This is a genomic window from Zhengella mangrovi (assembly GCF_002727065.1).
GTDB classification, from domain to species: Bacteria; Pseudomonadota; Alphaproteobacteria; order Rhizobiales; family Rhizobiaceae; genus Zhengella; species Zhengella mangrovi.
Map to the genome: position 1 here is coordinate 37270 of NZ_PDVP01000002.1, position 17622 is coordinate 54891.

21 protein-coding genes are annotated in these 17622 nt (G+C 64.6%); 3 read left to right on the forward strand and 18 right to left on the reverse strand.

Annotated elements, in window-relative coordinates; all coding sequences use genetic code 11:
- The first annotated feature begins 26 nt into the window (after positions 1-26).
- Entirely contained in the window at positions 27-845 is an 819-nt protein-coding gene (locus tag CSC94_RS04070) for a class I SAM-dependent methyltransferase (protein ID WP_099304095.1), read from the forward strand.
- A 35-nt stretch (positions 846-880) separates the two neighbouring features.
- Here the strand turns inward: CSC94_RS04070 and CSC94_RS04075 are convergent, their stop codons facing one another.
- The 5 genes from CSC94_RS04075 to lpdA all read right to left on the reverse strand — a co-directional run bounded on the left by CSC94_RS04075 (position 881) and on the right by lpdA (position 4674).
- A complete protein-coding gene (locus tag CSC94_RS04075; protein WP_099304097.1) occupies positions 881-1336 on the reverse strand; it encodes a type II toxin-antitoxin system RatA family toxin in 456 nt (151 codons plus the stop codon).
- A gap of 10 nt (positions 1337-1346) precedes the next feature.
- Positions 1347-2315: a lipoyl synthase gene (gene lipA, locus CSC94_RS04080; RefSeq protein WP_099304099.1), complete on the reverse strand. Its 969-nt coding sequence runs from the start codon at positions 2313-2315 to the stop codon at positions 1347-1349.
- A 26-nt stretch (positions 2316-2341) separates the two neighbouring features.
- Positions 2342-2638, reverse strand: a complete 297-nt coding sequence (locus CSC94_RS04085) for a GlsB/YeaQ/YmgE family stress response membrane protein (protein ID WP_099305196.1) — start codon at positions 2636-2638, stop codon at positions 2342-2344.
- 66 nt (positions 2639-2704) lie between these two features.
- Positions 2705-3133, reverse strand: coding sequence for a hypothetical protein (locus tag CSC94_RS04090; RefSeq protein WP_205853229.1), 429 nt, complete (start codon positions 3131-3133; stop codon positions 2705-2707).
- 92 nt (positions 3134-3225) lie between these two features.
- Positions 3226-4674, reverse strand: a complete 1449-nt coding sequence (lpdA, locus tag CSC94_RS04095; RefSeq protein WP_099304101.1) for a dihydrolipoyl dehydrogenase — start codon at positions 4672-4674, stop codon at positions 3226-3228.
- On the opposite strand from lpdA, the gene CSC94_RS04100 reads away from it, so the two are divergent.
- A complete protein-coding gene (locus CSC94_RS04100) occupies positions 4673-5002 on the forward strand; it encodes a hypothetical protein (protein ID WP_099304103.1) in 330 nt (109 codons plus the stop codon). The two genes, lpdA and CSC94_RS04100, sit on opposite strands and share 2 nt — an antisense overlap.
- Here CSC94_RS04100 and CSC94_RS04105 read toward each other — a convergent pair.
- From CSC94_RS04105 to eno, 7 genes are all read right to left on the reverse strand, one after another.
- Entirely contained in the window at positions 4981-5217 is a 237-nt protein-coding gene (locus tag CSC94_RS04105; RefSeq protein ID WP_099304105.1) for an HP1242/YdcH family protein, read from the reverse strand. The genes CSC94_RS04100 and CSC94_RS04105 overlap by 22 nt on opposite strands.
- Before the next feature lie 70 nt (positions 5218-5287).
- The gene (locus CSC94_RS04110) at positions 5288-5929 is read right to left on the reverse strand and encodes an SGNH/GDSL hydrolase family protein (RefSeq protein WP_099304107.1); all 642 of its coding nucleotides are present in this window, start codon (positions 5927-5929) and stop codon (positions 5288-5290) included.
- A 3-nt stretch (positions 5930-5932) separates the two neighbouring features.
- Complete coding sequence (locus CSC94_RS04115; protein ID WP_099304109.1) at positions 5933-7300, reverse strand: pyruvate dehydrogenase complex dihydrolipoamide acetyltransferase; 1368 nt, start codon at positions 7298-7300, stop codon at positions 5933-5935.
- Positions 7301-7310: 10 nt separating this feature from the next.
- The gene (locus tag CSC94_RS04120) at positions 7311-8759 is read right to left on the reverse strand and encodes a pyruvate dehydrogenase complex E1 component subunit beta (protein ID WP_099304111.1); all 1449 of its coding nucleotides are present in this window, start codon (positions 8757-8759) and stop codon (positions 7311-7313) included.
- Between the two features lie 12 nt (positions 8760-8771).
- Positions 8772-9815, reverse strand: coding sequence for a pyruvate dehydrogenase (acetyl-transferring) E1 component subunit alpha (gene pdhA / locus CSC94_RS04125; RefSeq protein WP_099304113.1), 1044 nt, complete (start codon positions 9813-9815; stop codon positions 8772-8774).
- A gap of 202 nt (positions 9816-10017) precedes the next feature.
- Complete coding sequence (locus CSC94_RS04130) at positions 10018-10338, reverse strand: FtsB family cell division protein (protein WP_099304115.1); 321 nt, start codon at positions 10336-10338, stop codon at positions 10018-10020.
- A 162-nt stretch (positions 10339-10500) separates the two neighbouring features.
- Entirely contained in the window at positions 10501-11775 is a 1275-nt protein-coding gene (eno, locus tag CSC94_RS04135) for a phosphopyruvate hydratase (RefSeq protein ID WP_099304117.1), read from the reverse strand.
- Between the two features lie 230 nt (positions 11776-12005).
- Between eno and CSC94_RS25140 the strand changes: the two genes are divergently transcribed.
- Positions 12006-12134: a hypothetical protein gene (locus tag CSC94_RS25140; protein WP_280949974.1), complete on the forward strand. Its 129-nt coding sequence runs from the start codon at positions 12006-12008 to the stop codon at positions 12132-12134.
- Positions 12135-12145: 11 nt separating this feature from the next.
- On the opposite strand, the gene kdsA is transcribed toward CSC94_RS25140, so the two are convergent.
- The 6 genes from kdsA to CSC94_RS04155 all read right to left on the reverse strand — a co-directional run bounded on the left by kdsA (position 12146) and on the right by CSC94_RS04155 (position 17599).
- Positions 12146-12988, reverse strand: a complete 843-nt coding sequence (gene kdsA, locus CSC94_RS04140) for a 3-deoxy-8-phosphooctulonate synthase (RefSeq protein WP_099304119.1) — start codon at positions 12986-12988, stop codon at positions 12146-12148.
- A gap of 6 nt (positions 12989-12994) precedes the next feature.
- On the reverse strand, positions 12995-13837 hold the full coding sequence (locus CSC94_RS04145) for a VOC family protein (RefSeq protein WP_099304121.1): 843 nt from the start codon (positions 13835-13837) through the stop codon (positions 12995-12997).
- Positions 13838-13894: 57 nt separating this feature from the next.
- Positions 13895-14038: a YdgA family protein gene (locus CSC94_RS24490; protein WP_165784312.1), complete on the reverse strand. Its 144-nt coding sequence runs from the start codon at positions 14036-14038 to the stop codon at positions 13895-13897.
- 33 nt (positions 14039-14071) lie between these two features.
- Complete coding sequence (locus CSC94_RS24495; RefSeq protein ID WP_165784313.1) at positions 14072-14224, reverse strand: hypothetical protein; 153 nt, start codon at positions 14222-14224, stop codon at positions 14072-14074.
- Positions 14225-14333: 109 nt separating this feature from the next.
- The gene (gene ilvD, locus CSC94_RS04150; protein ID WP_099304123.1) at positions 14334-16169 is read right to left on the reverse strand and encodes a dihydroxy-acid dehydratase; all 1836 of its coding nucleotides are present in this window, start codon (positions 16167-16169) and stop codon (positions 14334-14336) included.
- Positions 16170-16300: 131 nt separating this feature from the next.
- Entirely contained in the window at positions 16301-17599 is a 1299-nt protein-coding gene (locus CSC94_RS04155; protein WP_099304125.1) for a flavin-dependent oxidoreductase, read from the reverse strand.
- Positions 17600-17622 lie beyond the last annotated feature (23 nt).

Genomic DNA, 17622 nt, shown 5'->3' on the forward strand with positions numbered 1-17622 from the left:
CGGCTGACTTCGAGGGGAGGTTTGCCATGGCTGACTTTTCAGAGTTCGGTTCTCGCGAGCATGACGGCTGGTCGGATGGCGGGATTGTCGAAGCCTACATCAAGCACTTCGTTCCCATCACCAACGCCGTTGGCAATGAGATTGCAGGCAGGCAGATATCACCTGGCGATGACGTCCTGGACCTGTGCTGCGGCCAGGGGACGCTGACCTCGGTCATCGCGGACCAAGGTGCCAGGGTAACCGGAATCGATTTTTCCCCGGAGATGCTTTCGAGGGCGCGGGCGGCCGCGCCAGCCGCCACGATCGTGGAAGGCGACGCGATGGCACTGCCTTTCAATGACGCCCGGTTTGACAAGGTCGTCTGCAATTTCGGAATGATGCATATCGCCGATCAGCCCAAGGCCCTGTCCGAGGTCAGGCGCGTACTGAAGCCCGGCGGCGCGTTCTCCATGGCGACCTGGGTCGGTCCTGCGGCATCCCCCGCATTTGCTGCCGTCTTCGGCGCCCTCAAGGCCCATGCCGATTTCTCTGCAGCTCCTGCGCAACCGGATCTGTTCGCGTTCGCCGATCCGGCAAGGGCGGACGCGATGACGGCCGATGCCGGGCTGGAGATGGAGCAGCACGAGACCTACGAGGCCGCTTGGGTTCTCGACGATCCCGATGAACTGTTCGACATCTTCCTGACCGCGACCGTCGGCGCGGGGATGCTGATCCGGAGCCAGACGCCCGAAACAATCGGGAAGATATCGGAAGCGATCGCCAAGACGGTGGCAGAGAAGCATTTCGACGGCACACGGTACAGCGTACCCGCGCCCGTCGCCATGATCTTCGCCAAAGCCGCTTGAGACAGGCCGGCATTTCGTCTCCCGAACCCGATGCTCTAGGCACCGGTGCCGTAGATCACGTCGGCGCGCTTTTCGAAGGCTTCGGCGAACATGCGGAAAGCGCGATCAAAGACCGCGCCCATCATCGCGCCCAGGATACGGCTCTTGAACTCGTAGTCGATGTAGAAATGCACCGTGCAGGCGCCGCCGCCACGCGGCTCGAAAGACCATTCGTTGGTCAGGTAGCGGAAGGGCCCGTCGAGGTACTTGACCGAGATGGTCTGCGCCTCGCGGTTCAGCAGCACCTGGCTGGTGAAAGTCTCGCGGATCGCCTTGTAGCCAACCGTCATGTCCGCCACGATCATCTCGCGGTGATCGCGCTCGCGGCGCGAGCGCACCGTCAGCGCCTCGCACATCGGCAGGAACTCGGGGTATTTCTCCACATCGGCGACAAGGTCGAACATGTCGCCGGCGGCATGGTCGACCGGTCGTCTCGTCTCGAATTTCGGCATGCCGTTCCGTTCAGCCTTTCGCTGCCGCCTGCCTGGCTTCCCGCGCCGCGCGCAGGCGGGCAAAGTCCTCGCCGGCGTGGTGCGACGAGCGCGTCAGCGGGCTGGCCGAGACCATCAGGAAGCCCTTGGCGTAGGCCGCCGTCTCGTAGGACCTGAACTCGTCCGGCGTGACGAAGGCCTTGACCGGATGGTGCTTGCGGGTCGGTGCCAGGTACTGGCCGATGGTGATGAAATCGACATCGGCAGAACGCAGGTCGTCCATCAGTTGCAGCACCTCGTTGCGCTCCTCGCCCAGGCCGACCATGATGCCCGACTTGGTGAAAATCGCCGGATCGAGCTCCTTGACCCGCTGCAACAGGCGGATCGAGTGGAAATAACGCGCTCCCGGACGAACGGTCAGGTAGTTCGAGGCAACCGTTTCCAGGTTGTGATTGAAGACGTCCGGCCTGGCCGCCACGACCACTTCGAGGGCGCCGTCCTTGCGCAGGAAATCGGGCGTCAGGATCTCGATGGTCGTTTCCGGCGACGCGGCGCGGACCGCCGCGATGACGTCGGCGAAATGGCGCGCGCCACCGTCGGCGAGGTCATCCCGGTCGACGGAGGTGATGACGACGTGCTGCAGGCCCATCTGGCGCACGGCCTTGGCCACGTTTTCCGGCTCGCTGGCATCGAGCGCATTCGGCTTGCCGGTGATGACGTTGCAGAAGGCGCAGGCGCGGGTGCAGATCTCGCCCATGATCATGAAGGTGGCGTGCTTCTTGTCCCAGCATTCGCCGATGTTGGGGCAGCCGGCTTCCTCGCAGACCGTGACGAGGTTGTTGTCCTTCACGATGGAGCGGGTTTCCTGGTAGGTCTTCGACACCGGTGCCTTGACCCGGATCCAGGCCGGCTTGCGCTGGATCTCGTTGTCCGGGTTCTTCTGCTTTTCCGGATGGCGCGGACGCTGCTTTCCGGCGACGGTGTCGAGAATGGTGACCATGGGTCCTGCCTTTGCGGCTTTGACGTTCAGGAACGGGAGGAGCGGCTGCTCCGGCCGAAAATCCAGAGGATGACGATGGCGCCAAGCGTAGCGACCACCAGGTTTCCGAGGAAACCGTAATAGGCGATGTTCAGCAGGCTTGCCAGTGTTCCGCCGACGAAGGAGCCGGCGATGCCCACGAGAATGTTGGTCAGAAGGCCATGGTCCCGGTTCATCGCGCGTTCGGCGATATAGCCGGCCAGGAAGCCGATGAGCAACATGCCGAAGAAGCCGACACCGGCCATGCCCATGATGCCGAATTCCGGTCCGTAGGAATGCATCATCGCGTTTGTCTCCGTGTTCGTGGCCCTGCCCTGCATATGGTGCCCGGCAGGGCCGTTGTCACCCGGTCAGCACTGGCGAAGATAGGTGAAAACCAGCGTGTCCTCGGTGTATTCGCCCGTCGGCTCGCATTGATCGTAGATCTCGCGCGTGCCGCGCACCGTCACCCGCGTCTGCGAGCGGGAAACCGGGCCCTCGACGTGATATTCCAGCGGATCGCCCGGGCAGTGGCGCGAGAAGCGCCGCGCCGTGCCCGAATACCAGTCGCCGGACTTGCGGCCGTTGAACAGCAGCGTTCCCCGGCGGACACCGGCGGCACGCAGCGATCCCTTGGGCCGTTCATAGGTGAACCAGCGCCGGTTTCCCTCAGCCTGGAGCCGCATGACCGACCCGTTGTGATCCCAGCAACTGTCAGCGCTGGCGGTTGCCGGCAGGCTTGCCGATGCGGCGGCTAGCGTTGCGAAGGCGATAAGCACGTGAAGGGGGCGTTTCATCATGGCAGGCTCCTTGTCGCTGACGGGAATTCCGCATCGTTGCAAGTTTCACACGAAAACCGGCAATCGACAATGAGAGGCATCAATGACGCCTGTCACGCGTTCAGCACCCGTCCATAGGCGTCGAGCACGCTTTCCTTCATCATTTCCGAGAGGGTCGGATGCGGGAAGATGGTGTGCATCAGTTCCTCTTCGGTCGTCTCGAGGTTCATGGCGACGACGAAGCCCTGAATGAGTTCCGTCACCTCCGCGCCGACCATGTGCGCGCCCAGCAGTTCGCCGGTCTTCTTGTCGAAAATCGTCTTGACGAGGCCCTGGTCCTCGCCGAGCGCGATGGCCTTGCCGTTGGCGCCGAACGAGAACCGCCCGACGCGGATGTCGCGGCCGGCTTCCTTCGCCTTCGCCTCGGTCAGGCCGACGGAGGCGACCTGCGGATGGCAATAGGTGCAGCCGGGAATCTTGCCCTTGTCCATGGCATGGACGTTCGGCAGGCCGGCGATCTTCTCGATGCAGACGACGCCTTCGTGCTCGGCCTTGTGGGCCAGCATCGGCGGGCCGGCCACATCGCCGATGGCGTAGAGCCCGTCCACGTTTGTCCGGCCATAACCGTCGATGACGATGCAGCCGCGGTCGGTCTTCACGCCGAGGGCCTCGAGGCCGAGGTTCTCGATGTTGCCCTGCACGCCGACGGCGGAAATCATCCTGTCGGCCTCGATCACCTCGGTCTTGCCGCCCTTCATCTCGACAGTGGCCTTGATGGAGCTTGCGCCCTTCTCGACCCTGGAGACCTTGGCCTCGGTGTGAATCTTGAGACCGGCCTTTTCCAGCTGCTTGCGAGCGATGCCGGAAATCTCGGCATCCTCCACCGGCATGATCGTAGGCATGACCTCGACCACCGTCACGTCGCAACCCATGGCGTTGTAGAAGGACGCGAACTCGATACCGATGGCACCCGATCCCATGACGAGCAGCTTCTTCGGCAGTTCCTGCGGCACCATGGCCTCGAAATAGGTCCAGATCAGCTTGCCGTCGGGCTCGATGCCGGGCAGCGCACGCGGGCGCGCGCCGGTGGCGACGATGATGTGCTTTGCCGTGTAGTCGCCCTCGCCTTTCGTGCCCTTGGGCGCAGGGTGCTGCGGCTGCATCGCCGGCTTGGACGACTTGCCGACGCTGATCCTGCCCTTGCCGGTCAGCTTTGCCTCGCCCCAGATGACGTCGATCTTGTTCTTCTTCATCAGGAAGCCGACGCCACCGTTGAGCCGGCCCGACACGCCGCGCGAGCGATCCACCACGGCCTTGACGTCGGCGGTGACCTTGCCGTCCAGCTTCAGGCCGTAATTCTTGATGTGCTCGGCATAGTGCATGATCTCCGCGGACCGCAGCAGCGCCTTGGTCGGAATGCAGCCCCAGTTGAGGCAGATGCCGCCCAGGTGCTCGCGCTCCACGATGGCCGTCCGGAAGCCGAGCTGGGCCGACCGGATCGCCGTCACGTAGCCGCCGGGACCTGAACCGATGATGATCACGTCATAGGAGTTGTCAGCCATGGTCGCTCTCGCCTTTCCCTCGGAAATGGGCCTGTTTCGGCGGCCCGTCTCTGGTGTTCCGATCATGGGCGGCAGCCACGGGATCCTTGCCCGCAGCTCCCAGCCCGTGTCGCTCATTCATGTCGGGGAGAGGAAAGGCCTCGCGCGCTACCGGCCGGACAGCCAGGCGATCTGCCTGCCGCCGCCGCAATGCGCCAAGACGCCGGATGCCCCGCGCCAGCAGGGCATCGGCATGGCATTCGCGATCGTCTGCACACTGGTGCAAAGGCGGTCTCCACTCCTTGCGGGAAACCGCCCCGGCGCAGGTCAGCCGGCGAGGATCCCGTAGATTTCGTCCTTCAGCCGAAGCCGCTGCTTGCGCATGTCTTCCATGTGGAAGTCGTCGGTCGGCTCGACATCGGTCTCTGCGCGATGGATCGCGCGGTTCACATCGTGGTACTCGTCGAAAAGCTTGGCAAAATGAGCATTTGACGTCTTCAGCTCATGCATCTTGTCGACGTGTTCCGGGAATTCCTCCGCCAGTTCGTGCGGCACATGGGACATGGGCGAACCTCCTTTGTTGTCCGTTCGCGAATACCCTATGGCCTGCCTTCTTCCAATCCCTTGACCCGGATCAAAGGCCGAGCATCACATGCACCATCGGCGCCAGCGCCCTGCCCAGATCCCGTGTGTTTTCCGCATCCATGTGAACGCCGTCGGCCGGCGCGGCCCGGGCCACGGTGGCGGCGTCGAAAAAGCCGCAATCCATTTCGTCGGCCAGGTCGGCATAGAGCGACGCCAGCATGGACGACTGCTCCACGCCGCCGGAAAACATGGCGGCGAAGAACGGATCGGCCGTCTCGCAGAGCGGCGGCGGCGCGACGATGAGAACCGCCGGCGGTTCCGCTCCCTCGATGCCGGGAACGTGGCTCTTCACGATGGCGACCAGCCGCCGCATGCCCTGAAGCGCGGCCACCGCCGTACCGGCGATATGCGGCTTCATGTCGTTGGCGCCGAGCATGAGGATGACGAGATCCAGCGGCGCGTGGGTATAGAGCGCCGTCGGCAGGATCCTGGCCCCGTTGCGGTCGCAATCGGCCAGGTGCTCGTCATAGGCCGTGGTGCGGCCCCGCAGACCGTCCGCTATCACCCGGACCCGGTCTCCAAGCGACGCCTGGAGCGCATCCGGCCAGCGCATGGCCTCGGGATGCCGCCCGCCACCGGCGGGATCGGATCCCCAGGTCAGTGAATCGCCGAAGGCCAGAACCGTCTTCATGGCTCAGACCAGCATGCTCATCGGGTTCTCGATATAGCCCTTGAACGCGCCCAGCAGTTCGGCGCCGAGCGCGCCGTCCACGCAACGGTGGTCGGTCGACAGCGTCACCGTCATCATCATCGCGATGGCGATGGCGTCGTCCTTGACGACGGCCCGCTTTTCACCTGCGCCGACCGCCAGGATGGTGGCGTGCGGCGGGTTGACCACGGCGGAGAAGTTGGACACGCCCATCATGCCCATGTTGGACACGGCGGTGGTGCCGCCCTGGTATTCCTCGGGCTTCAGCTTGCGTTCCTTGGCGCGTGCGCCCATGTCCTTCATCTCGTTGGAAATGGTGGACAGGCTCTTCTCCTCGGCGCGGCGGATGATCGGCGTGATCAGGCCGCCGGGAATGGATACGGCCACGCCGACATCGGCATGATGGTGCTTGACCATGGCCTCGTCGGTCCAGGACACGTTGGCGTCCGGAACATCGCGCAGGGCAAGCGCCAGCGCCTTGATGATCATGTCGTTGACCGACAGCTTGTAAGCCGGCTTGCCATCCTTCTGCGGCGCGGAGCCATTGAGCTGGCCGCGCAGGGCCAGCAGCGCATCGAGCTCGCAATCCACCGAGACATAGAAATGCGGAATGGTCTGCTTGGCCTCAGTCAGGCGCTTGGCGATGGTCTTGCGCATGTTGTCATGCTTGACCAGGTCGTAGGAGCCTTCCTGGAAGTTGCGCAGCACGGCATCGGTCGACGGACCGGCGGCCATGGCGGGCGCGGGAGCAGCGGCAGGCGCCTTCCCGGCTGCTCCCTTCGGTGCCTCGGCCTTCGCGCCGCCGCCCTTGATGGCGGCTTCGACATCGGCCTTCACGACACGGCCCTTCGGACCGGAGCCTGACACGCCGGCAATATCGATACCGGCATCCCTGGCGATCCGGCGGGCCAGCGGTGACGAGAAGACGCGATCGCCGCCGGCAGAAGGCGCGGGTCCGGACTGCGGCGTCTTCGGCGCCGCATCGCTGACCGGGCCGAGCAGGCCGGCGGTTTCCTTGGCCGGACCTTCCGCAGGTGCGCTGGCGGCGGGTTTCTCGTCCTTCGGCGCGGCTGCCTTGCCGCCGCCCCTGGCGGCTTCGGCCACGTCCTCGCCTTCCTCGGCGAGAATGGCGATCACCGCGTTGACCTTGACGCCCTCGGATCCCTCCGGAACGAGGATCTTCGCAATCGTTCCCTCGTCGACGGCTTCCACTTCCATGGTTGCCTTGTCGGTCTCGATCTCGGCGATCACGTCGCCGGCGGAAATGCTGTCGCCTTCCTTGACCAGCCACTTGGCGAGGTTGCCCTCTTCCATGGTGGGGGACAGCGCCGGCATGGTGATTTCAATCGGCATGGCGCTCTCCTCAGGCCTTGTAGGTGACGGCCTTCACGGCCTCGATCACTTCCGCCACGTTGGGCAGGGCGAGTTTCTCAAGGTTGGCCGCATAGGGCATCGGCACATCCTTGCCGCAGATCGTGACCACGGGCGCATCGAGCCAGTCAAACGCGCGCTGCATGACCTGCGAGGCGATGTGGTCGCCGACGGAGGATTGCGGAAAGCCCTCTTCCACGGTCACCAGGCGGTTGGTCTTCTTCACGCTCTCGATCACCGTGTCGAGGTCCATCGGGCGGATGGTGCGCAGGTCAATGACCTCGGCATCGATGCCCTGGCCGGCCAGTTCCTCGGCGGCCTTGACCGCGTAGGTCATGCCGATGCCGAAGGAAACGATGGTCACGTCCTTGCCGGGCCTGTGGATGCGCGCCTTGCCGATCGGCAGGACGAAATCCTCCATCTCCGGCACGTCGAACGACTGGCCGTAGAGAATCTCGTTCTCCAGGAAGATGATCGGGTTCGGATCGCGGATCGCGGCCTTCAGCAGGCCCTTGGCATCGGCGGCCGTGTAGGGCTGGATGACCTTGAGACCGGGAACATGGCTGTACCAGGCAGCGTAGTCCTGGCTGTGCTGGGCACCGACGCGGGCGGCGGCGCCGTTCGGACCGCGGAACACGATGGACGCGCCCATCTGGCCACCCGACATGTAGAGCGTCTTGGCGGCGGAGTTGATGATCTGGTCGATCGCCTGCATGGCGAAGTTGAAGGTCATGAACTCGACGATGGGCTTGAGGCCGGTCATGGCCGCGCCAACACCGATGCCGGCAAAGCCGTGCTCGGTGATCGGCGTATCGACCACGCGCCTGGCGCCGAATTCCTCCAGCAGGTTCTGGGTGATCTTGTAGGCGCCCTGGTACTCGGCGACCTCCTCGCCCATGATGAAGACGTCCTCGTCGCGGCGCATTTCCTCCGCCATGGCGGTATTCAGCGCCTCGCGAACGGTCATCTTGACCATCTTGGTGCCGTCCGGAATATCGGGATCCGCACCCACGTCGGGCTTTTTCGGTTCCGGGTGGACCTTGCCCTCGGCGGGCACGCGGCGCGCCTCCATCTCGGCAACGGCGTCGCCTGCGCCCGCGGCCCCCTCGCCCGCGGCGCCATCGGAGCCACGATCGCCATGCGGATCGTGCGACGTCTCGCCGCCCGACGCGGCGCCTTCCAGCGCCGACGCGTCTTCACCCTCGGCAAGCAGCAATGCAATCGGCGTGTTGACCTTCACGCCTTCGCTGCCCTCGGCGACCAGGATCTTGCCCAGCACGCCCTCGTCGACGGCTTCCACTTCCATGGTCGCCTTGTCGGTCTCGATCTCGGCGATCACGTCGCCGGCGGTTACGCTGTCGCCTTCCTTTTTCACCCACTTGGCGAGATTGCCCTCCTCCATGGTCGGGGAAAGCGCGGGCATCAGGATTTCAATCGGCATCGTCGTTTCCCCTCAGAGCAGGATGTCGGTGTAGAGTTCGGAGGCATCCGGCTCCGGATCGTTCTGGGCGAACTCGGCGGAGTCGGCGACCACGTCGCGCACCTCCTTGTCGATCTTCTTGAGCGCGTCCTCCGTGGCCCACTCCTTTTCCAGCAGGCGCGCCTTCACCTGCTCGATCGGGTCGTGCTCGGTGCGCATCTTCTGCACTTCGTCCTTGGTGCGGTACTTCGCGGGATCGGACATGGAGTGGCCGCGATAGCGGTAGGTCATCATTTCCAGGATGATCGGGCCGTTGCCGCCGCGGCACCATTCGAACGCCTCGTCGGAGGCCGCCTTGACGGCACGCACGTCCATGCCGTCGACCTGCATGCCGGGGATCTTGAAGGAGACGCCGCGGTGGGAGAAATCGGTCTCGGCCGACGCGCGGTTGACCGAGGTGCCCATGGCGTAGCGGTTGTTCTCGATGACGTAGATGACCGGCAGTTTCCACAGCGCGGCCATGTTGAAGCTCTCGTAGACCTGGCCCTGGTTTGCCGCGCCGTCGCCGAAGAAGGTGACCGAAACGGACCCGGCGTCACGGTAGCGGTTGGCGAAGGCCAGGCCGGTGCCCAGCGACACCTGCGCACCGACGATACCATGGCCGCCGTAGAAGTGCTTCTCCTTGGAGAACATGTGCATGGAGCCGCCCTTGCCCTTGGACAGCCCGCCGCGTCGGCCGGTCAGTTCGGCCATGACGCCGCGCGGGCTCATGCCGGCGGCCAGCATGTGGCCGTGATCGCGATAACCGGTGATGAACTGGTCGCCATCCTTCTTGGCCATCTCGATGCCGGTGACGACGGCTTCCTGGCCGATGTAGAGATGGCAGAAACCGCCGATGAAGCCCATGCCGTAGAGCTGGCCGGCCTTTTCCTCGAAGCGGCGGATCAGCAGCATGTCGCGATAGGCCTTGAGTTCGTCGTCCTTGCCGAACTCCTCCGGCGCGGGCGCCTTGCGGATCAGGCCGGGCGAACCGCCCGACCCCTTGCGGGCTGTGGTCTTCTTAGCTGCTGCGGCCATGCTGCGCGCTCCCTGCTGATGGTTTCCTCAGGCATGGGAAGCGCTTGTCTTCGGCAAACGGCCTCCCGTCCGTTTCAAGATACGCTAACAGGTTTCAGCCATGCGGCAAGTGCATTTCTCGCATGGGTGCCATGCACGCAAATGCCTATTTTGGTTGATCAAAACAACCATGAACCGAATTTCAGTTAATTCGGCAATTCCATCAAATCTTGGGATGACTCAGGATAACGATCTCGTCCGCTCTCACCCTTCCCAGTTGCCGGCGCACCTGCTCATCGAGCATGTCTTTCTCGATGGAGCCATCTTGCAGCAAGTGGTTGCGCGCTTCAAGGCGCTGGCGGGTGGCGGTGGTTTCGGCCAGCTTCTGCTGGAGTTGCGCGACCTGCTCCTCGAGCCGCGCCTTGTTCTTCAGGCCGTATTCGCCCTCGAAGGCGTGAAAGCCGAAATAGGCCAGGACGGCGATGGCGACGACGGGGAGGACAAGGCGGCCGGATTTCCGGCGTTTATGCTGGCGGGTCCACATGGGCAGGCTGCAACTCGAAACAAATGACAGGCCCGCATACTGCCGCCATCATGCTTAAGGCTTGGTTACGGGATACGCTAAAGTGAAAACAAAACGGCCGCGCCAGGGTCGGCGCGGCCGCTTGAGATGGCCAGGGACCAGATCCCGTCAGACGATGGCGGATCAGGCCTTGACGACCGACCGGCCGGCGTAGCGAGACTGGGCGCCCAGTTCTTCCTCGATGCGGATCAGCTGGTTATACTTGGCGAGCCGGTCGGACCGGGCCAGCGAACCGGTCTTGATCTGTCCGCAATTGGTCGCGACCGCGAGGTCGGCGATGGTGGCATCCTCGGTCTCGCCGGAGCGGTGCGACATGACGGCGGTGTAGGACGCCTTGTGCGCGGTTTCCACGGCGTCCAGCGTTTCGGTCAGCGTGCCGATCTGGTTGACCTTGACGAGGATCGAGTTGGCCGCGCCGATGCGGATGCCATCGCGCAGGCGGGCGGAATTGGTGACGAAGAGATCGTCGCCGACCAGCTGTACCTTGTCCCCGACTGCCTTGGTCAGCGCAACCCAGCCGTCCCAGTCGTCCTCGGCCATGCCGTCCTCGATCGAGATGATCGGATAGGCTTCGCAGAGCTTGGCCAGGTAGGCCGCCTGTTCGTCGCCGGAACGGACGACCCCCTCACCCTCGTAGTTGTACCTGCCGTCCTTGAAGAACTCGGTGGCGGCGCAATCGAGTGCCAGCGCCACGTCGTCGCCGGGGGTGTAGCCGGCCTTCTCGACGGACTTCATGATGAAGTCGAGCGCCGCCTCGGCGCTCTTCAGGTTCGGCGCAAAGCCGCCTTCATCGCCGACCGACGTGTTGTGGCCGGCCGCCGACAGGTCCTTCTTGAGCGTGTGGAAGACTTCCGCGCCCATGCGCACGGCCTCGGCGATGCTGGAGGCACCGACGGGCATGATCATGAATTCCTGGAAATCGATCGGGTTGTCGGCGTGGGCTCCGCCATTGATGATGTTCATCATCGGCACCGGAAGCACGCGGGCGTTGGGGCCGCCGACGTAGCGGTAGAGCGGCAGGCCCGAGGCCGCCGCGGCGGCCTTGGCGACGGCAAGCGACACGCCGAGGATGGCATTGGCGCCAAGGCGGGCCTTGTTCGGCGTTCCGTCGAGATCGATCATGACCTGGTCGACGTGGATCTGGTCCTCGGCATCCATGCCGCCGATGGCCTCGAAGATCTCGCCGTTGACCGCCTCGACCGCCTTCTGAACGCCCTTGCCGAGGAAGCGGGGGCCGCCGTCGCGCAGTTCGACGGCTTCGTGGGCACCGGTCGATGCGCCGGAGGGTACCGCCGCGCGGCCGAACGAGCCGTCCTCGAGGCGCACATCCACTTCCACCGTGGGATTGCCGCGGCTGTCGAGGATTTCCCGGGCGGCAATGTCGATGATCGCAGTCATTGAATCGATCCTTTTCGAGACAGGTCAGGGAGAGTCCGGCTCTCCTTAGCGGAAAGCGGTCGCGCCCGAAAGTCCGGACAGTCGCGATGCGGATGGAAAACCGATTGAAACCATTCGCGGATGCCGGCGTTACCGGCTGTCACCCTTTTTGACCCGGGGTGCCACGATCCTGCCGCCACAAGCCTGCATCCTGGCCACGTGGACGGGCAATCAGCAGAAGGACCACCGTCATGACGAACCTGACCGGCCTTGCACTTCTCGCGCTGTTCAGCGCCGCCATCCTGACCGGCTCGCAGGAGCCGGCCAAGACCGTCGCGGCAGGTCAACCGCTGCCCGCGGCAGTCACGCTGTCCGATTAACCAGAAATCGATTAATCCACCGCATTCCGCTTGGCGACCGCATCGAAGGCCATGAGCGTCTCGAGCAGGGCTTCCATGCGGTCGAGCGGCACCATGTTGGGGCCGTCGGACGGCGCATTGTCCGGGTCCTGGTGGGTCTCGACGAAGAGGCCGGCCACGCCGACGGCAACGGCCGCCCGTGCCAGCGTCTCGACGAAGCGGCGGTCACCGCCGGAGGATCCGCCCTGCCCGCCCGGCTGCTGCACCGAGTGGGTGGCGTCGAAGATCACCGGCGCGCCGGTCTCGGCCATGATCGGCAGCGACCGCATATCGGAGACCAGCGTGTTGTAGCCGAAGGAGGCGCCGCGTTCGGTCAGCAGCACATTGGCATTTCCGGAGCCGGTGACCTTGGCCAGGACATGCTTCATGTCCCAGGGTGCGAGAAACTGACCCTTCTTGATGTTGACGACCCGGCCGGTCTTCGCCGCCGCGATCAGCAGGTCGGTCTGGCGGCACAGGAAAGCCGGGATCTGGAGGATATCGCAGACCTCGCCGACGACCACGCACTGCTCCTCGGTATGCACGTCTGTCAGCACCGGCAGGCCGAACTCGCTGCGGATATCAGCGAAGACCGGCAGGGCGCCTTCCAGCCCGATGCCGCGCCTGCCGCCAAGCGAGGTGCGGTTGGCCTTGTCGAAGGACGACTTGTAGACAAGCCCGATTCCGAGCCGGTCGCAGATTTCCTTCAAGGCGCCGGCCATGTCGAAGGCATGATCGCGGCTTTCCATCTGGCACGGTCCGGCGATCAGGGACAGCGGCGCGGCGTTTGAGAAGGAAACGGCGCCAGCGGCGACGGTGGTGTTGGGGGATGTCATCTCGGATCAGGCCTCGAACTGGAACAGGGCGCCCTGTCCGGGCGCCGGAGGAACGGCGAGCGTGCCGTCAACGTCGTTGAAATCGATGCAGGAGGCGGTCAATCGCCTGCGCAGCGCGTCCGGATCGGCACAGGCGAAACGGATGGCCAGGCAGGCCAGATCCGTGACGCCGGGATCACGGACGATGGCGATGGCCGCATTCGGGAGCACCACCTCGACATGGTCTTCAAAGGCATCGACCTCGGCACCGGTGAATGCTTCCAGGAATGCCCGGTGGGTGTGGGGGTTGGCGGCAGCGAGCGTGATGCCACGGATCCCCGTGACGCCATTTTCATGGGTTTCCAGGGCCGTCCGGTCGACGACGGGAACGTTGACGCGCTGGCAGGCGAAGAAGAAGGCGGCATTGCCGGCTTGCGGGGCAGCAAAGGCGAGCCGGAAGGAGGCTTCCCCCTCCGCGCCGTCCGGCGTGCGGAAGCCGCGCGAGAAATCCAGCCGCGTGCCGCCGGGGAAGCCTTCGGCACGAAATGCCGCGTCATCGGCATCGGCGTCCTGGCTGCCGAGCACGAGTGCGGCGAAACCGTTGTCGCCGCGGATGGCTCGAAAATGGGCATCTCCGGCGGTGAAGGCATTGCCCTCGCGTGCGGTTTCCGCCGCGCGTTGCGGATAGCCAACCGCCAGCGGCTCCAGGAAGGTGCCGTCGGCGAAATAGACGCAGGTGTTGACGGTGCCGAAGGGATGAATGCCGTCCGGCGCGCAGGTGAAACCCAGCAGGGCAAGCCGGTCCCGGGCCACCGCGAGCGAAGGCACAGGCAGGACGAGGTGATCGAGCGGGCGGGATGGCTGTTTCATGCAGCGGGTTTGCCTCAAAAAGCGAGGCCGTTCAAGCTGCCCGCGCTACCGGTCGTATCAGAGCAATCCCATGACCAGCGCTTCGAACAGGTTGCAGGGGACCGGGAACCCGCCGACGGGCTGCTGGCAACCGGATCCGGGAAAGAAAAGAATGACGCCGAGGACGATCACGACAGCCAGGCCGACGAGCAGTTTTTTCATTCGGCGTGCATTCCTTCCATGGTGAGCGGTCCGTCAGAAAATCAGGACGAGCAAAATCTCGAACAGGTTGCAGGGTATGGCCCATCCGCCAACCGTCGGACCACAATCATCAATGATCGGGTAGAACAGGATGAGGCTCAGCAGCGCCAGTCCGGCAAGCACGGCCAGTACTCGCATTTTACTCATTTAGACATCGCTTCGACTTATACGTGTATTCGATTTCGACCTCTAGAATCAAACGGGGCGGGAAGCAATCGCTTCCCGCCCCGCCCGTTCAGGATTTTTCGCCGGCGTCTCAGTCGACGACGCGTACCGCGCCCTTCGCGGCAGAGGTCGTCAGCGCGGCATAGGCCTTCAGCGCGGTCGAGATCTTGCGCTTGCGCTTTTCCACCGGGTGCCAGCCGGCCTCGGCCTGCATCTCGCGGCGATGTGCCAGTTCGGCATCGTCGACAGCCAGGTGAATGGTCCGGTTGGGGATGTCGATCTCGATCATGTCGCCTTCGCGGACCAGACCGATGGTGCCACCCTCGGCGGCTTCCGGTGAAACGTGGCCGATGGACAGGCCCGAGGTGCCACCGGAGAAGCGGCCATCGGTGATCAGCGCGCAGGCCTTGCCGAGGCCCTTCGACTTCAGGTAGCTCGTCGGATAGAGCATTTCCTGCATGCCGGGGCCGCCGCGCGGCCCTTCGTAGCGGATCACCACCACGTCGCCGGCCTTGATCTCGTTTGAGAGGATGGCCTTCACGGAGGCGTCCTGGCTCTCGAAGATGCGCGCCGGACCGGAGAATTTCAGGATCGACTCGTCCACGCCGGCTGTCTTCACGATGCAGCCGTCCTCGGCGAGGTTGCCGAACAGCACGGCAAGCCCGCCATCCTGGCTGTAGGCATTCTCCCTGGAGCGGATGACGCCCTTCTCGCGGTCGGTGTCGAGATCGGGGTAACGGCGCGACTGGGAGAAGGCGACCTCGGTACGCACGCCACCGGGCGCGGCACAGAAGAATTCGCGCACGTTGTTGGCCTGCGTGCGCATGACGTCCCAGCGCTCCAGCGCCTCGCCCATGGAGGCCGAATGGACCGTCGGCAGGCTGGTGTTGATCAGGCCCGCGCGATCCAGTTCGCCCAGGATGGCCATGATGCCGCCGGCGCGGTGCACGTCCTCCATGTGCACATGGCTGACCGCAGGCGCGACCTTGCAGAGCACCGGCACCTGGCGTGACAGCCGGTCGATGTCGGACATGGTGAAGTCGACTTCGCCTTCATAGGCCGCTGCCAGCAAGTGCAGAACCGTATTGGTGGACCCGCCCATGGCGATGTCCAGCGACATGGCGTTGGCGAACGCGTCGTAATTGGCGATGTTGCGCGGCAGGACGCTATCGTCGTCCTGCTCGTAGTAGCGGCGCGCCAGGTCGACGATCAGGTGACCGGCCTCGATGAACAGGCGCTTGCGGTCGCCATGGGTGGCGAGCGTCGAGCCGTTGCCCGGCAACGCGAGACCCAGCGCCTCGGTCAGGCAGTTCATGGAATTGGCCGTGAACATGCCGGAGCAGGAGCCGCAGGTCGGGCAGGCCGAGCGCTCGATGAGTTCGACCTGCGCATCGGTGACCTTTTCGTCGGCGGCGGCGACCATGGCATCGATCAGGTCGAGCGCCTGTTCCTTGCCGTCTTCCCAGACCACCTTGCCCGCTTCCATCGGACCGCCGGAGACGAAGACCACCGGGATGTTCAGGCGCAGGGCCGCCATCAGCATGCCGGGCGTGATCTTGTCGCAGTTGGAAATGCAGACCATGGCGTCGGCGCAATGGGCGTTGACCATGTATTCCACGCTGTCGGCGATGACCTCGCGGCTCGGCAGCGAGTAGAGCATGCCGTCGTGGCCCATGGCGATGCCATCGTCCACGGCGATGGTGTTGAATTCCTTGGCAATGCCGCCGGCAGCCTCGATCTCCCGCGCGACGAGCTGGCCCAGGTCCTTCAGGTGCACGTGACCCGGGACGAACTGGGTGAAGGAGTTGACCACGGCAATGATCGGCTTGCCGAAATCGGAATCCTTCACGCCGGTGGCGCGCCAGAGTCCGCGGGCACCGGCCATGTTGCGGCCGTGGGTGGTCGTGCGGGAACGATAGGCAGGCATGGCAAAACCCTTTTGTGTTCAGTGGCAGGCGTTTTGGCGCTTCGGCGCCGCGATTTCAACCGGAATCGCCTTCACCGGCGATCAAATAGGCCGCGGCAGCCGGATTGGAACCGGCCCGCCCGATGATCCTGTCAGGCAGCGGCGGTGCCGGCAACCATGGCGCCGGGCGCGATGGTGGGTCCGGAGGAATTGAGCTTCTCGATGGCAAAGCCGGCCGCCGCCTTGTACTTCGCCATGAATTCGGTGCGCTCGGCGGCGGGAATCACGTCGTCGATGTTGGCGAACTCGCCGCCGCAACGTTCGTCCACCATGTTGAGAAGGCCGAAGGGGCCGGCGCCACGGTTGCGCAGGATCAGGTCGGAGACCGGGCCGCAAAGCCGCCCGTCATAGGCATTCAGCGCTTCGGGCGTCACCCCATGATCGATCATGGCGGCGCCCAGGACGCGGGCATCGATCACGGCCTGGCTGGCGCCGTTGGAGCCCGTCGGATACATGGCATGGGCGGCATCGCCGATCAGTGCCACGCGTCCGTCCACCCAGGTGGAAACAGGATCCCGGTCGATCATCGGGTTCTCGTAGGCGACGTCGGCGTTGCGCAGCATGTCCGGCACGTCGAGCCAGTCGTAGCGGAAGCCTTCGAAGTTCTGCACGAATTCGTCCACCGCGACCGGCCTGAACCAGCCGCTTGACTGCCAGCCCTCCGAGTTGTCCAGCGTCATCTCGGCGATCCAGTTGATGGTCGCGAGACCGGTCTCCGGGTCGGGATGGGAAATCGGGTAGATCACCATGCGATGGCGATGCGTTCCCAGGCCGACGAAGGAAGATCCGGTGCGGATGGGCTTTCCCTGCGTCGTGCCGCGCCACATGATCGCCCCGCCCCAGTGGATCGGGGGCTGATCGGGGTGCATCTGGGCACGGATGGCGGAATGGATGCCGTCGGCGCCGATCAGCAACGTGCCGGTCTCCCGCGTGACGGAGCCGTCGGCGTGCTCGACGATGGCGGTGACCGTCCCGCCGGGATTGTTCTGGTAGCCGGTGATCCTGGCGCCAAGGCGCAGCGCATCGGTGCCGGCGCGCGCCATGAAGGCGTCGGCCAGCATCATGTGGAACTTGCCCCGATGAACCGCGTATTGCGGCCAGTTGTAGCCGGCCAGCAGGCCGCGCGTCTCGGAATAGATGTCGTTGCCGTTCAGCCCGACGAGCGCCCATTCCCGTGCCGGCACACCGACCTTGTCCAGGTCGTCCGCCGTGAAGCCGAGATCGTAGAGCTCGCGGACGGCATTGGGCTGGATGTTGATGCCGACGCCGAGCGGCTTCAACTCGAGCACCTGTTCGAACACGGTGCAGTCAACGCCGATCTGGTTGAGGGTCAGGGCAACGGCGAGGCCGCCAATGCCGCCACCGGCGATCAGGACATGGGGTTTGGACATGGGTCGATCCCGTTTCGAGCTCT